Source organism: Virgibacillus sp. FSP13 (assembly GCF_054048505.1).
In genome coordinates this window covers 142,077-155,872 of record NZ_JBSVKG010000005.1, presented here as the reverse complement: position 1 = coordinate 155,872, position 13,796 = coordinate 142,077, and the positions used below count along the sequence as shown (strand labels likewise).

General features: G+C 42.1%; 13 protein-coding genes and 1 pseudogene. 8 read left to right on the top strand and 6 right to left on the bottom strand.

Features of this window, described 5'->3' with window-relative positions; all coding sequences use genetic code 11:
• Window positions 1–128: 128 nt before the first annotated feature.
• From ACW2QC_RS06795 to ACW2QC_RS06785, 3 genes and pseudogenes are all read right to left on the bottom strand, one after another.
• Window positions 129–1,457, bottom strand: a complete 1,329-nt coding sequence (locus tag ACW2QC_RS06795) for a flagellin N-terminal helical domain-containing protein (RefSeq protein WP_457543243.1) — start codon at window positions 1,455–1,457, stop codon at window positions 129–131.
• A gap of 283 nt (window positions 1,458–1,740) precedes the next feature.
• Window positions 1,741–1,947 (bottom strand): annotated as a pseudogene (locus ACW2QC_RS06790) (flagellin N-terminal helical domain-containing protein); the annotation flags it as partial.
• A gap of 72 nt (window positions 1,948–2,019) precedes the next feature.
• Window positions 2,020–2,211, bottom strand: coding sequence for a carbon storage regulator (locus ACW2QC_RS06785; protein WP_457543220.1), 192 nt, complete (start codon window positions 2,209–2,211; stop codon window positions 2,020–2,022).
• 130 nt (window positions 2,212–2,341) lie between these two features.
• Here ACW2QC_RS06785 and ACW2QC_RS06780 point away from each other — a divergent pair, with 130 nt between their 5' ends.
• From ACW2QC_RS06780 to ACW2QC_RS06755, 6 genes are all read left to right on the top strand, one after another.
• On the top strand, window positions 2,342–3,505 hold the full coding sequence (locus tag ACW2QC_RS06780) for a YecA family protein (protein WP_457543219.1): 1,164 nt from the start codon (window positions 2,342–2,344) through the stop codon (window positions 3,503–3,505).
• 350 nt (window positions 3,506–3,855) lie between these two features.
• Complete coding sequence (locus tag ACW2QC_RS06775; RefSeq protein WP_457543218.1) at window positions 3,856–4,371, top strand: hypothetical protein; 516 nt, start codon at window positions 3,856–3,858, stop codon at window positions 4,369–4,371.
• Window positions 4,359–4,616 (top strand): hypothetical protein, encoded by a 258-nt coding sequence (locus tag ACW2QC_RS06770; protein ID WP_457543217.1) that lies wholly within the window; start codon window positions 4,359–4,361, stop codon window positions 4,614–4,616. The genes ACW2QC_RS06775 and ACW2QC_RS06770 overlap by 13 nt, the downstream gene beginning before the upstream one ends.
• Window positions 4,617–4,856: 240 nt before the next feature.
• Window positions 4,857–6,191, top strand: coding sequence for a short-chain fatty acid transporter (locus ACW2QC_RS06765; protein WP_457543216.1), 1,335 nt, complete (start codon window positions 4,857–4,859; stop codon window positions 6,189–6,191).
• Between the two features lie 260 nt (window positions 6,192–6,451).
• A complete protein-coding gene (locus ACW2QC_RS06760; protein ID WP_457543215.1) occupies window positions 6,452–6,949 on the top strand; it encodes a PH domain-containing protein in 498 nt (165 codons plus the stop codon).
• Entirely contained in the window at window positions 6,949–8,421 is a 1,473-nt protein-coding gene (locus ACW2QC_RS06755; RefSeq protein WP_457543214.1) for a PH domain-containing protein, read from the top strand. The genes ACW2QC_RS06760 and ACW2QC_RS06755 overlap by 1 nt, the downstream gene beginning before the upstream one ends.
• Window positions 8,422–8,581: 160 nt before the next feature.
• On the opposite strand, the gene cax is transcribed toward ACW2QC_RS06755, so the two are convergent.
• Window positions 8,582–9,640 carry a calcium/proton exchanger gene (cax, locus tag ACW2QC_RS06750; protein WP_457543213.1) on the bottom strand — a complete coding sequence of 353 codons (1,059 nt, stop codon included), beginning with the start codon at window positions 9,638–9,640 and terminating at the stop codon, window positions 8,582–8,584.
• A gap of 216 nt (window positions 9,641–9,856) precedes the next feature.
• On the opposite strand from cax, the gene ACW2QC_RS06745 reads away from it, so the two are divergent.
• Window positions 9,857–10,330, top strand: a complete 474-nt coding sequence (locus tag ACW2QC_RS06745) for a hypothetical protein (RefSeq protein ID WP_457543212.1) — start codon at window positions 9,857–9,859, stop codon at window positions 10,328–10,330.
• A 35-nt stretch (window positions 10,331–10,365) separates the two neighbouring features.
• The gene (locus tag ACW2QC_RS06740) at window positions 10,366–10,719 is read left to right on the top strand and encodes a hypothetical protein (protein WP_457543211.1); all 354 of its coding nucleotides are present in this window, start codon (window positions 10,366–10,368) and stop codon (window positions 10,717–10,719) included.
• 68 nt (window positions 10,720–10,787) lie between these two features.
• On the opposite strand, the gene ACW2QC_RS06735 is transcribed toward ACW2QC_RS06740, so the two are convergent.
• Together ACW2QC_RS06735 and ACW2QC_RS06730 are read right to left on the bottom strand one after the other, a co-directional pair.
• Window positions 10,788–12,578, bottom strand: a complete 1,791-nt coding sequence (locus ACW2QC_RS06735) for a cation:proton antiporter (RefSeq protein WP_457543210.1) — start codon at window positions 12,576–12,578, stop codon at window positions 10,788–10,790.
• Between the two features lie 235 nt (window positions 12,579–12,813).
• A complete protein-coding gene (locus tag ACW2QC_RS06730; protein ID WP_457543242.1) occupies window positions 12,814–13,668 on the bottom strand; it encodes an ROK family protein in 855 nt (284 codons plus the stop codon).
• Window positions 13,669–13,796 lie beyond the last annotated feature (128 nt).

The following is a 13,796-nucleotide window of genomic DNA, read 5'->3' as shown; positions in this document are numbered from 1 at the left end:
TTTTTCAAACCATCACGCTTGTCGTTTCCAACTACGTTGTGGTAAGAAAAGCTTTCAGGGGTTTCCAGCAATTCACCCGATTATACTCTCTAGCCGTTACCAGCTAGGACGACTGTGCTTGTTACTGCTTATGCAGCAGCTAAAGCATAATCTACGTCACGGATACGAGATTCCGCAGCAGTTAGGTTTTCTCCTGATGTACCTAAGTTATTAATTGTATGATCTAGTCGATTTTGATATGCACCTAATTTAGAACGCTCAGCTGATACGCTATTAATTGCTTCATCAAGAATTGTAATCGCTGCTGAAGCACTTTCATGGCTTGTAACATCCAATGCAGCTTCAACACTGGCATTATTGGTACCATCAGTTACAGTGTTACTGCTTGTAAATCCTGTATCCCCTGCATTACCAGTAATACCAAGTGCTTTTGCTCGCATATCACCAATGTCTAGGGTTAGGCTTTGATTTTCATTTGCACCAATTTGTAAATTAACACCACCAGTTGTAGTTGATACACCGCTTACTGATGTTTCAATACTATTACCTGTTGTACCAGCAACTGCAGCTTCTAGATTAATAGTTGCTGATCCTCTTGAATCGCCACCAGCCAGGTTAACATCTCTACTAGATAATCCAGAGAAAGCATCTCTTACAGCATCAGCAACATCTGCATCTGCTAATCCGTTAATATCTACTGCAACATCTGCACTCATTTTTGTTGCTGCGTCTGAAGCATTTGAATAATTATTGGAAGTACTGTCAAAGAATGCAACCGTCTTGTTTCCAATTGTTAATTTTTCGCCTTCAGCGGCACTACTGATTGTGAATGAACCCGTAGCAGCAGTAGCGGAAGAAGTACCAGCAGCAGCCCCTCCTGATAATGTAACTGAGTCTGCATCACTAACAGTACCACTACCAGATATTGAAAACTCTGAATCTAACCCATCTGCTTGTAATGCAGCGTTGATCGCTGATTCATCCATTGCGTTATTAGAATCTAATGTAATTGTTAAAGTTCCACCTGAATATGAAGCACCAGCACTAGCTCCCGATGATGCTGAAATCTCAACATCAATATTACCTGCCGTGCCATCATAAGTACCATCAGATACGGCTGAAATTGTAATACCGCTTGATGCAATTTCTCCTGATGCTTGAGTTGCAGGGGTTGTACCTGCATCAGTTCCACTTAGCAATGTTGCGTTTGCTGCTGTGGATGAAGGTGTTGAAAGACTAGTTGTAGCAACTTTATCCCCGTTAATTAATTTTTGAGTATTGAACTCCGTAGTGTTACCAATACGGTTGACTTCCGAAGTTAATTGATTCATCTCTTTTTGAATTTCTTTACGATCATCAGTAGTATTCGTATCGTTTGCTGCTTGAGTAGCTAGTTCACGCATACGCTGTAGAATACTGTGTGTTTCGTTTAATGCACCTTCAGCAGTTTGAATCATTGAAATCAAATATGTTATCGCAATGGTTTTTTATCCGTTGCTTCTTTATGTTTCCATAAAGTTCAGGTCATATCTTCATCCATGTAGGATGCCCCGCGCTCGTGGGTGGGTTATCGGTACGGATCCTCACCACCTGACCGTCACACCTTCCTAACTACTGATCTCCGATTCATTAGACTTGGCTCGGTATTGCCCACCATCCGCTTTTTAGCTGGTTTGGGGTTCCACCGAATTCACGGAATTTTCATCTAAACATTACTGCTTAGAGCGGCATTTCTAGTTTACCGTCTTGAGCATTCGTTTGTGCTTGCTCCAAACCACGAATTTGCCCACGCATTTTTTCGGAAATTGCTAGACCAGCTGCATCATCGGCAGCACTATTAATACGAAGACCTGACGATAGTTTTTGCATTGAATTTTGTTGTGCACTGTTTGCTGCCCCCAACTGACGATACGTGTTAAGTGCCGCAATATTGTGATTAATTCTCATAATTAATCTACCTCCATGTTTTTGTTTTTTTAAGCAAGCCACATCCATTTGCCTTGCTTTTATATAATATCTCTAACTAGTAGAGTTATTACCCTTGTACACCTCACCACGCACAATGTTAAATGCTTGTGGTGCGTTGATTCGTAGTTGCAGATAGTTACTTAACTTTGCATCTGCTTTTACTACTTCAATCTCAATTTCTCTTCCATGTTCATCGGTGATGTATAGCTTTTCACCGGGTTTTCTTCCTAACGTTAACGCCATGGCAGATCATCCTCCTTGATGATTCATTATATATATCGGCTGGATTTATTCGTTGTTTAATACTTTTTATAAATTTTTTAGCAAAGTTTGTTACAATAGCACTACAAATGTTGAAAGGATGAACAAATTCATGTCTTTTCGGGAAAAAGTGGAACCTTATATAGTAAGTGATGATAAATTTTTAAGAGATTTTGTGTTGGATGCGATTGAGAGTAGTCATTTGGGGTCAGAGCACACCTTTTTTCTTGCATTAGAGGCGCTAGACAAGTTGCCTGCGAATGCCAGGACGAATCCGATCATACCGCATACTAGGAATTGCCCTGTTACGGAAAATGTTTTAATAGAAGTAATCAAGCGCATGCGAAAGAGAGATGCAAATTTAGCTTGGTATGCGTCTATTTTGGAAAATTGCCCAACGAAGCTTCTTGAAAAATATAAAGATCAACTGGAGGAGTTTTTCAATAGCGAGGCACTGCATTATACTATCCGGTTGCTTTCGCTTGATACTGAATCCTTATTTGAAGAGGCTGCTGGAGTGATGCATGCCATCGATAGGGAAGGGTTTAACAGTAATGTTTTCAACTTCGGGAAACGTGTTTTTCGGGAATTGATCAAACGTGGTGAGTACAATGAGGGGAACTTCTGGGAAATCGAAAATGTGATTAGGAATGAAACTTTAAATGAGTATGTCTCCATGGATGGAATTTACAATGTTTTTCTTGCAGGTGAGCAGCGTGTAACTTCCCTCATTCCAAATCTTGCTGGTCTTTTACCAAGAGTGGAAGAGGACATGTTATTGGAAGAAGTAACAGCCGCGTTGATCAAAATCGGTACGGAAGATGTGTTGCATGAGGTAGACAAATATCTTCAACATGAGGATACAGCAATTGCAGCAGCAGAAATCATCGGCGCTATTAAGCACCCGGCTGCGGAGCAAATTCTGCTAGATCATTTTGAAAAAACAACAGACCTAACAACCAAAACACTCATTGCTGAAGCTTTATGCCTGCAGCTTTCTGTTGCCTCCATTCCAAAAGTTGAGAGCCTGATTGAGGAAGGCTATAATAATAGAATGCTTGACCTTGTGGAAGTGTTGTATGCGAATTGTATGGTCAATGGTGTCGATCATCCGAAACTTGAACAATGTGAGCAGCAACTCCTTGAAGCGGATGCTTATTGGGAGAACTATAAGAAGGAAATGATTAAAAAAGAAGCAAAAGAGAAAGGGATCGGACGGAATGACCCTTGTCTTTGTGGGAGTGGTAGGAAGTTTAAGAAGTGTTGTGGGGATTGAGGTTTCGTCTTTCCAAGCTTTTTTTAGAAAGTGTAGATGGGCTATACACCTTGACTGGACAGAAAAGCAGTAAACAAGACATCCCAGGACATCCATGATAATTTTCATCTAGTCCACTCCCTTAAATTTAGTAGTATAATAATCTTAGCGCGGTCGACAAAATCGAACAAACGAACAAAATATGAATTTAACGATAAGAGTGGCCTAATAAGTTGCATTAGAAAAAATTACTCTCAAATCCCTTTACTACACTTCCTCAATTTACTCATTATTAATTATCGTATCATAATCAACAATTCTTCATGAATATATGTTATAATAATTAAAAATATAGGAAGAGTTAGAAAAAAATGATAGTAAAAGTATCCTCTGGAAATAAGGTTAATATATGTTTTAAAGAATTAAGAAAAGGTGATATTCGAAATTACGGTTTATACAAGAAAAATGGTTGGTTTAAATGGGGCGATGTGTTCGCTAGCAGGGAAAATAAACTGTTTGGGATGTTCATTGCTGGGAATAATGAAATTCAAGGGATAATTGCAATTCAGGAACATTGGGAAAATCAGCTTATTCATATTGAACTTATGGAGACGGCACCTCAAAATAAAAGTTCCAATCCAAACCAAGTATACGCAGGTATAGGCAAAAACCTTTTATGTTTTGCAATTGACTTAAGTTTTCAATGTAATTACGATGGCTATATTGGTTTGTTTGCTAAAAAAAATAAAAATGAGGAATATTATCGTAAACTTGGAGCGATTCAATCAATGTATAGCATACCACCGTATTATTACTTTCCGACAGATAAATCTGCAAAATTAATTAAAAATTATTTGCCAGGAGGTGTTCGCTGGTGTCACGGCTGAAAGAATTTGCTTTTGAATCAACAACAACAGGAATTCGAGCATCTAGGCGAGGTGTAAACCTAATGAACAGCAAAAAGAAATTTATTGATGACATGGATGAAGCTTTTCCAAGTGGTATTTTCACAACTCCTAACGGCAAAGTTCCTAACTTACGATTTCGTGATATGCATGAGTGGTGTCAAGAAAATGGCAAAAATCCGGAAACACTGACGAAAGAAGAGCTTGAGCAATTTAGAGTTAAATAATGTGGAAATACTGGCTTTATTAACGAAAATGCTCAATAAAAGAAGTAACTACCCATTACGGTTGTTACTTCTTTTATTGTTTAAATGGGACATGGGGAAATGGGACATGGGGACAGGTTTCTTGTCCCAAGCGCAAACCCTTACCCCCGTTGAATAAGCCAGTGGGACACCTAACCTGTCCCCATGTCCCACCAAACTTAAAATTTACATACTTTTATAAGTAAATGGGGAGAAATGTTTATGTTCAAATCTTTAACAAACTTTTTCGATCGAATGGTTCAGCGCTTCTTACCTGATGCGTTTCTATTTGCGATCATTTTAACGTTCGTCGTTTTTGTATTAGGTATTACTTTTACGGATAGCTCGGCCGTTCAAATGGTCGAACATTGGGGAACCGGGTTTTGGGATTTATTGGCGTTTGCTATGCAGATGTCACTCATCGTTGTGACTGGTTACATACTTGCAAATACACCATTCGTGAAAAAAATATTATCGAAAATCAGTACATTGGCAAACACTCCAGGACAGGCAATTTTACTTGTAACGTTTGTCGCTGCAATCGCTTGTCTTATCAACTATGGGTTTGGACTTGTTGTCGGTGCACTGCTTGCGGTCCATGTAGTAAAACGCGTGCCAAATGTTGATTACAGGTTATTGGTGGCCAGTGCATATAGTGGTTTTTTACTGTGGCATGGAGGGTTTTCTGGATCCATCCCATTAACCATTGCGACTCCTGGGCATTTTTTAGAAGATACAATGGGAACGATTCCTGTTACGGAAACACTTTTTAGTAGCGCTAATATTTTTATTGTCGTTGTTTTACTGATTACACTTCCATTATTAAACTGGTATTTAATGAAGACAAGGGATCCGCTTGATGGAAATTCGGCCTCTGCCATAGCGACTACCGCTGAGCCTGAGCTTCATGAGGAAGTACAAGCAAAAGCAGACATGACACCGGCTGACAAGATAGAAAACAGTCGGATCATATCATTAATCATTGGTATATTAGGGCTTGCATTTATTGTTTATCATTTTGTCGAAAACGGATTTGATTTAAATATTAATATCGTGAACTTCATCATGCTTTTCCTTGGCATACTGTTGCACAAAACGCCACGACGCTATTTAAACACAGTAAATGGAGCGGTTAAAAATGTTGGCGGCATCATCATTCAATTTCCCTTTTATGCTGGGATTATGGGAATGATGGTTGCATCTGGCTTATCACAGCAAATGTCCATGTGGTTCGTCGATATTTCAACTGAATTTACACTGCCATTGTTCTCATTTATTAGTGCTGGTATCGTTAACTTCTTTGTACCTTCTGGCGGCGGACAGTGGGCGGTTCAAGGTCCGATCATGATCCCAGCAGCATTGGAAATTGGTGCAGACACCGCCAAAACAGCCATGGCCGTAGCATGGGGGGATGCATGGACAAATATGATTCAACCTTTCTGGGCACTCCCGCTGTTGGCGATTGCAGGGTTAAAAGTACGAGACATCATGGGATTCTGTGTGATGATTCTACTATGGAGCTTTATCCCAATTGCTATTGGGTTGTTGTTTTTTTAATGGAAAGAGAAGAAAATCCCGTCTTGTTTGGGCGGGGTTTTTTTGTTTTAATGTAGGACATAATCATCATATATAGGAACCAAAAAAACATGAAACCCAACCCCAACCCAATCCGTACAATAACTGGGACATGGGGACAGGTTTCTTGTCCCACACGAGATTGGCGATGTGGCGCGTTTGGCGGCTGGGACACCTAACCTGTCCCCATGTCCCACTCTCCCCATGTCCCATTCAAGTATTTTTAGAAAGGTGAAGTTATTATGTATGATAATATCAAGGAACCGGATAGGCGGATTGCGAGGGATGCGATTAGTGTTTGGCGGTTGGCTAATTTGCTCGGGCATTTGCTTGTCCTTATTGTTATCGCTGTTTTACTTGTGCTTGATTATAAACTAGATTGGTATAATTGGGTTTCCTATGTTTTATGGATTTGCTTAGGTGTAGACTGGATCTCCGCTATCTGGTCGGTTGGGATCGAGCCAGTTCTCATTCAGAAATATTGGCGCTACGGCATTGATGAGGAGTTTGTCAAATTACGGCATGGCAGATGGATTGCCCATCATCAGCTTATTCCGATGACAAAGGTGCAATATGTCGGACTGAAGCAAGGGCCGCTTTTTCGTAGATTTGACCTGTATACACTCTCCATTGGTACGATGGGCTCGAAACACGATATTCCGGCAATCCCAAAGGAAGAGGCCTTGGCACTGCGAGATGAAATCGCCACTCTTGCTAAAGTGAAGGAAGTGGAAGACTGATGCAGAACGGAAAACGCATGCACCCGATGGCAATGATTGCTGCTTATATCAAAACGGTAAAAGAGGTCTTTTTCCTGTTTATTTTATTATTTATCGTGAATATCGCTTCCGAGGCCTGGTGGGTGGAAATTGGCAGGGTCCTGTTCATCGCTTATCTCGTTTATCGCCTGTTTGCGGTCGTACTGGAATGGATGAGGACCCGCTATGTACTGGGTGAAGAAGCAGTTGAACTTGATCAAGGTGTTTTCACAAGGAAGCACCGAAGCATCCCCTATCAGCGTGTGCAAAATGTGCAGTCGAAAACACCTTTTTATTTGCAACCATTTGGATTGACATCACTTACACTGGAAACAGGAGCTGAAGGCGATGAGTCCTCCCTCACGTTTGCTGCTTTGAAAGTGGAAGAAGCAAAACGCATTGAGGAAACGTTGGACGCATATCGAAATAGGACAACACAGATGGAAACGGTGGAATACGAGGTTGATGAACAAGCAGAAGTCAGCCAAGATGTACCCATTCATCATGAAAAAACGATCCATTTTAAGCCAACGAGAAAGGACATTTTAAAAGCTTCCGTACTTTCGTTTAGCTACGTATTATTGATCCCAGTGTTATTGTCGATTTTTCAAAATATCGATGAAGTATATGATGTTTCCACGATGGCGGAAGATGCATATGATTTTCTCGTTAGCTCTTGGTATCTCATCTTAGGGGTCGTTGTGGTATTCATCCTGATCGCTGTTTCATTTGGTTTGATTCGAACATATTTAAAATACGGAAAATACGAGATTTCCTCCGACGATGAGCGAATCTATATTCGAAGCGGTGTGCTGAATGAACAGTATTTTTCCATCCGCAAACAAAATGTTCAGGCGGTCAAAATCGAGCAGTCACTTTTAAAACGGATGCTGAAGCTGGCAGAAGTGAAGCTAGTTAGTGCAGGCAGCCTGGATTTTTCCGGAGAAGAAATTAACTCCCTATACCCATTTTTACCGGCAGATCGTGCGTATACGTTGATTGAGGAATTGCTGCCAGGGTTTGAAGTAAAAACCGACATGGAACGCTTGCCGAGAAAATCACTCGTTGCGCGCTTCATCCGCATTCCATGGGTTTGGCTGATCGGGACAGGATTATTAATCTTTTTCAAACCGGAGTTGTGGTTTTTATCCTTGGTGTTATTGGCGCTGACAATTTTCTATCGAATCATGGATTATAACGTCACACGATTTTTGACCCACGGGAAATTCATCCAGTTCCGGTCAGGCGGTTTTTCCGCTACGACATTCATCACAACAAGGAACAAAGTGATCGAATTCGAATTAAAACAATCACGATTGAAAAAACGGTTTGGCCTAGCAACGATAGAAACAACCAACCGCGCCAAACCAGTACACGTCCAGACACTAGCAGACATCACATCCGACATGGCAGAAGAAGCCTTTGTGTGGTATAGCGAGCGAGAAGGACAATAAAGTGGGACAAGGGGACAGGTTTGTTGTCCCAGTCTTGATTGACGGAGTGGCGCGGGTTGGAGGCTGGGACGCAGGGACAGGTTTGTTGTCCCAGCCTGATATCCCATAGTAGCGCTGGTTAGAGCGTGGGACAAGGAACCTGTCCCCACGTCCCAGTCCCTCAGACCAAATAAAAGCCGATTCCCATAATGACATAGGCGGCTAATAAAATCAGGCCGTCAAACCAGTTTGAATCTCCGTCAATGGAAAGCATGATCATCAATAATACTGCTGTCACCATACTGATTAATTCTGGCCACGTAAAAATTAGCGGCATCGATGTGGTGAAAAATAAGGAAAGCAAGACAAGAACCGGAAGCACAAACATCGCCACTTGAAGTGTTGACCCGACGGCAATTTCGACAGCCGTATCCATTTTATCCTTATAAGCCATCATGACTGCGGATGCGTGTTCTGCGGCATTTCCCACGATTGCAACAATGATCACACCGATAAATAATTCCGTCCAACCGAATGTATCCCCAACCACACCGAACGTATCAACTAAATTTTCCGAGACATAGGCAACCGCAATGGTCGCAATCGCAAGCACGATTATTGCTTTCAATTTGCTCCATTCAGGTTCCTCTTCCTGTTCGGTTTGCTTTGAATTTTCATCGCTCTGATAAACGCCACGATGGGTCACGAGCTTAAACACTAATGCCGCGATATATAACAAGATTAAAATAATTGAAATCCCGATACTGAGCGCCATCGTAGCTTGATCATCCATCTTATGAGTAAATACTTCGGGAATAACAAATGCGACAATGACAGCAAACATCAGAAGTCCTGCATTATGCCGTGCTTCATTAACGTCAAAAGACTGGCGTTTATATTTTAAACCACCAACAAAAAAGGAAAGTCCCGCAACAAGCAATAAATTTCCGATTACCGAACCGGTTAACGAAGCCAAAACAATACTAATCAGGCCTGCTTTCAGGGAGAAAATAGAAATAATAAGTTCCACTGCATTGCCGAACGTAGCATTAAGCAGACCGCCGATCCTAGGCCCCATCACAATTGCCAAACTCTCCGTCGCCCTGCCAATAAAACTGGCCAAAGCGATAATCGTCAAACAATATATGATAAACATGAGCACAGCGGACCAATCAAGCAAAGACCCAATAACCGAAACTGGTACACCAATAAACACAAGAATAGTAAAAACTTTATTCATCCTACCAATACCGCCTTTTTATTCCAGTTGCAAATAGTGTACCCGTATTATTTGATTTTATTTGGGACACGGGGACAGGTTTGTTGTCCCAGCCCGGTTTGGCGGAGTGGCGCGGGATGGAGGTTGGGACGAGGGACCTGTCCCCATGTCCCAGCATGTTTCAAACGATTGTACGTAGATAAAAACAGGTTTAGTATAATGTGAGAGGTGAATTGAATGGGAAAACGCAAGAAAAATAAAGCAAAAGCGCCAAGGCATAAACGACTTAACCGTAAAGGACGACTTCAGGCCGCCAAACATTGGATTCCCAAGTATGTTGGGAAAAACCTTGTAAAAGGCTACGGCAAACATTTTGGAGTAGACAAACTATGTGCTGTTGCTGAACTAGAAATGTTAGGTTATACATTTAGCGAAAACTATAAGCAACAATTAAAAGACGAACAAATTCAGAAGCAACGTGCCGCAGAAAAACGAAAAGCAGCCAAAGAAATGGAAAACACCTTTTGGGACGATGATAGTGATGAGACATTCGCCTTCATTGCCGGTTATACAGAAGGCGGTGCTCCGTACGGTATCACATGGGAGGAATGGGAGCAGCAAGAAGATTACCAAGAAGATAGCCAGGAAAATCCGAGACTTAGAAATGCACCAATTGAGATCGATATCGATGATGAGGATTTACCTTTTTGAGGAAGCATAAAGGGGTTTTATAAGGTTTTATAAACATGAAGAAATCAAAAGCTGAGCGTAAGCGTGATCGCGAAATACTGGGCATGTACCACAAATATTTAACCGAAAAAGAGCTGGACCCCCTGTATGAGCATTTTAAACATTGGAAATCAGGAAAATTGCCATATGATGATCTAACCGAGTTAATCCATAAATTTCATAAAAAAAACCAGGAAATATGGAAAGTATTTAATTTCACAGATAAATTCGATAAAGAATATTTAATCTTCCGCGCGAAGAAAGAATTAAATATGTTTAATGAAACAGATAAACAAAATGAAGTTTATCAGAGGTGGATGGACTTGGAATCTGGGACGTGGGGACAGGTTTGTTGTCCCAGTCTGGTTTAGCGGAGTGGCGCGGGTTGGAGGGTGGGACAACTAACCTGTCCCCATGTCCCCCGGAACCCGCTTCCCGCCTATTTTGTTAGGACGATAAGTTGGTCTCCTTCGTCGATTTGGAATTTTTCTTTTAGTGTTACGAAGTCGATGTTGTCGTTCTTTTTCTTGATGCAAAGCGCCACTCCGTCTGTTTGCAGTTCTTCTTTTTTCAATGTCTTTTTCTCGTTGATGTCAATGGTTTTCAGTTTGTAATCGGTGTTTATTTTTCGGTTGAGTTCCTTAAATGTCTCCCCTTTTCCAAAAAGCAAGTTCGCTTTGAGTGCAGGTGGAAGCCCGCTATGATCTAAATCTTTTCCCGTACCCGAATCAACAGTCAGCGCAAATGTATTGTTATACCCGAATTCTGGTACGTAAGACTGACAGATAAGTGCATTATAGGCAGCATCTCCTGTCATTGCCAGAATGTTGTTATATGGGGTTAGGTCGACCTCGAATTCCGCATGTTCTAACAGGATTTCACCTTGATAGGTCTCAATTCCAAGTTCTCTCGCCCGGAAAAGTCGTTCACCCGATGTGTCGCTAAGAAGAACCGGCGTGCCCATTTCTTTCAAATGATTGGCAAGTGCAATCGCGAAACTGCTTGCGCCTACAAGGAGTATTCCAGGTGGCTCATCACTAGCCAGTCCAAGTTTTTTTGCTACTGGGCCAATAGAAAATCCATGTGCGCAAACCGTTATGAATACAAGCGCGAATGTCAAAGCCGTCAGAATGGAAGCATCTGCATACCCATCGTCCATGAGTAGTGAGGTAAAATAACCAGACACAGTTAAAGCAACGATCCCTCTCGGCGCAATCCAGCTAATCAGGGTTTTTTCCGCTAACCGTAATTCCGTCCCGATTGTTGAAATCCATATGGAAAGCGGGCGGATGATGAAAAGCATGATCAGGACGAAGAAAATGATCGACCACGTAAATATTTGTCCAAGTGTTTCTCTTGTCAAGGAAGCGGCCAGCAAAATAAACACTGTCGATGTCAAAATCACCGAGATATTTTCCACAATGTGCCCAATACTGCCAATCGATGATACATATTTTTTGCTTCGGGCCACTGTCAATCCCATAATGGTCACGGCGAGCATGCCCGTTTCATGCATCAGACTTTCGGCAATCGCAAAACTGAGCAAAACGAATGAAAGCAAAATGGCTGATTTGAGATATTCCGGGAACCAGCCTTTGCTCACGGAAATACTCACAATCATTCCAACAATAAACCCGATAACCATTGCTAGAAGGGCACCGAGTAAGAATTGAAATAAATCAGTACCAGTAAAGGCATCACTGCTGATAACTTTGAAAATTTCATATGAAAATAATGCGAGCAGTGGCCCAATTGGATCGATAATAATTCCTTCCCATTTTAGCACCGCAGCTACTCGTGGTTTTAATTTTGCCTGGCGGAGCAACGGAATGATAACGGTTGGACCTGTCACGACAAAAAGTCCACCAATCATAAAAGCAATCTCTAGTTGCAGCCCTGCAATATAATGAGCCGCAAGCGATCCACCAATCCACGTAATAAAAAGACCAATTGTTATAATCCTTAATACTGATTTGGAAACGTCCTTGATTTCACGGACGTCAAGACTAGAGCTGCCTTCAAACAAAATCACCGCAACAGCAAGCGAAATTAGCGGACTATATATATCCCCCAAAGCCTGTTCCGGGTTAATCAATCCAGCTACCGGACCAATAATAAGCCCAGCAACTGACATAATCACGATTGAAGGCCATTGAATCCTCCAAGCCAACCACTGCGAAAAAATCCCAAGCGCAATGATAACCACAATACTCATTAAAGCCGTATTCATGTTGTTCACCCTCTTTAATGGGTAAGTTTATAGAAAAGTCATTTCAACGTCAACTAGTGGGACATGGGGACAGGTTCGTTGTCCCAGTTTGATTTGGCGGAGTGGTGCGGGTTTGAGAGTGGGACGCAGGGACAGGTTCGTTGTCCCACTAATTTTTCCCGGAGTGGCGCGGGATTAAGGGCGGGACAAGGGACCTGTCCCCATGTCCCCCGCCTGTCCCCCATGTCCCGGCCTCTTAATCAGACGATACGAGCGCCATTGCACCTCTTACTCCTTGTTCATCATGGAGCTTTGGCGCAACGATAAACGTATCCACGTTGTCAATTCCGACATAGTCATTTACCAAATCCAGCACTTTTTCCCGAATGAGTGGGTATAATTGCTTTTGTTTCATGACTCCGCCACCCAAAATAATTCGCTCCGGTGACAGGACAAGGACATAATTCATGATTGCTTGTGCCAGATAATAGGCCTCCAGTTCCCATACGTTTCGATCTGCAGCCAATTGTGTACCCTTTTTCCCGTACCGTTTTTCAATCGCTGGACCTGAGGCAAGTCCTTCCAAGCAATTCCCATGATATGGACAGCATCCCGAAAATGAATCATCCTTGTGCTGCGGTATTAGGATGTGTCCCATTTCTGGATGACTTTTTCCGACGTATGTTTCCCCGTCTTGAACATATCCCGCACCGATACCCGTCCCGACGGTGATATACATGCAGCTGTTCACATCTTTTCCAGCACCATATTTGTACTCAGCAAGTGCCGCTGCATTCACATCTGTATCAATATAAACGGGCACCTTCAAATCCGATTTTAATTTCGTAAGTACATCATACTGTTTCCATTTTGTTTTAGGTGTATTTAAAATCGTCCCATATGTAGCACTCTTTTTATCCAAATCAACTGGTCCAAAGCAGCCTATTCCAATTGCTTCCACTTTATGCGCATGAAAAAATCGCTTAACTTCCTGGAATGTTTCCGCTGGTTCTTCAGTCGGAAAACTTGTTTTTGCAACGATCTCTCCCGACTCTTCGCCAACAGCACAGACAAATTTCGTTCCACCAGCTTCTATTCCGCCTATGAGCATCATGTTTCCCCCTTTTTATCTTCCGCGGGACGAGGTGTGGGACACGGGGTCAGGTTTCTTGTCCCACTGATTTTTCCCGGAGTGGCGCGGGATTATGGGTGGGACAAGGGACCTGTCCCCACGTCCCA

Bases quoted from the DNA above. Each gene is read 5' to 3' on its own strand.
- ACW2QC_RS06795 (WP_457543243.1), bottom strand. From the start codon at position 1,457: ATGATTCAAACTGCTGAAGGTGCATTAAACGAAACACACAGTATTCTA.
- ACW2QC_RS06785 (WP_457543220.1), bottom strand. From the start codon at position 2,211: ATGGCGTTAACGTTAGGAAGAAAACCCGGTGAAAAGCTATACATCACC.
- ACW2QC_RS06780 (WP_457543219.1), top strand. From the start codon at position 2,342: ATGTCTTTTCGGGAAAAAGTGGAACCTTATATAGTAAGTGATGATAAA.
- ACW2QC_RS06775 (WP_457543218.1), top strand. From the start codon at position 3,856: ATGATAGTAAAAGTATCCTCTGGAAATAAGGTTAATATATGTTTTAAA.
- ACW2QC_RS06765 (WP_457543216.1), top strand. From the start codon at position 4,857: ATGTTCAAATCTTTAACAAACTTTTTCGATCGAATGGTTCAGCGCTTC.
- ACW2QC_RS06760 (WP_457543215.1), top strand. From the start codon at position 6,452: ATGTATGATAATATCAAGGAACCGGATAGGCGGATTGCGAGGGATGCG.
- ACW2QC_RS06755 (WP_457543214.1), top strand. From the start codon at position 6,949: ATGCAGAACGGAAAACGCATGCACCCGATGGCAATGATTGCTGCTTAT.
- cax (WP_457543213.1), bottom strand. From the start codon at position 9,640: ATGAATAAAGTTTTTACTATTCTTGTGTTTATTGGTGTACCAGTTTCG.
- ACW2QC_RS06745 (WP_457543212.1), top strand. From the start codon at position 9,857: ATGGGAAAACGCAAGAAAAATAAAGCAAAAGCGCCAAGGCATAAACGA.
- ACW2QC_RS06740 (WP_457543211.1), top strand. From the start codon at position 10,366: ATGAAGAAATCAAAAGCTGAGCGTAAGCGTGATCGCGAAATACTGGGC.
- ACW2QC_RS06735 (WP_457543210.1), bottom strand. From the start codon at position 12,578: ATGAATACGGCTTTAATGAGTATTGTGGTTATCATTGCGCTTGGGATT.
- ACW2QC_RS06730 (WP_457543242.1), bottom strand. From the start codon at position 13,668: ATGCTCATAGGCGGAATAGAAGCTGGTGGAACGAAATTTGTCTGTGCT.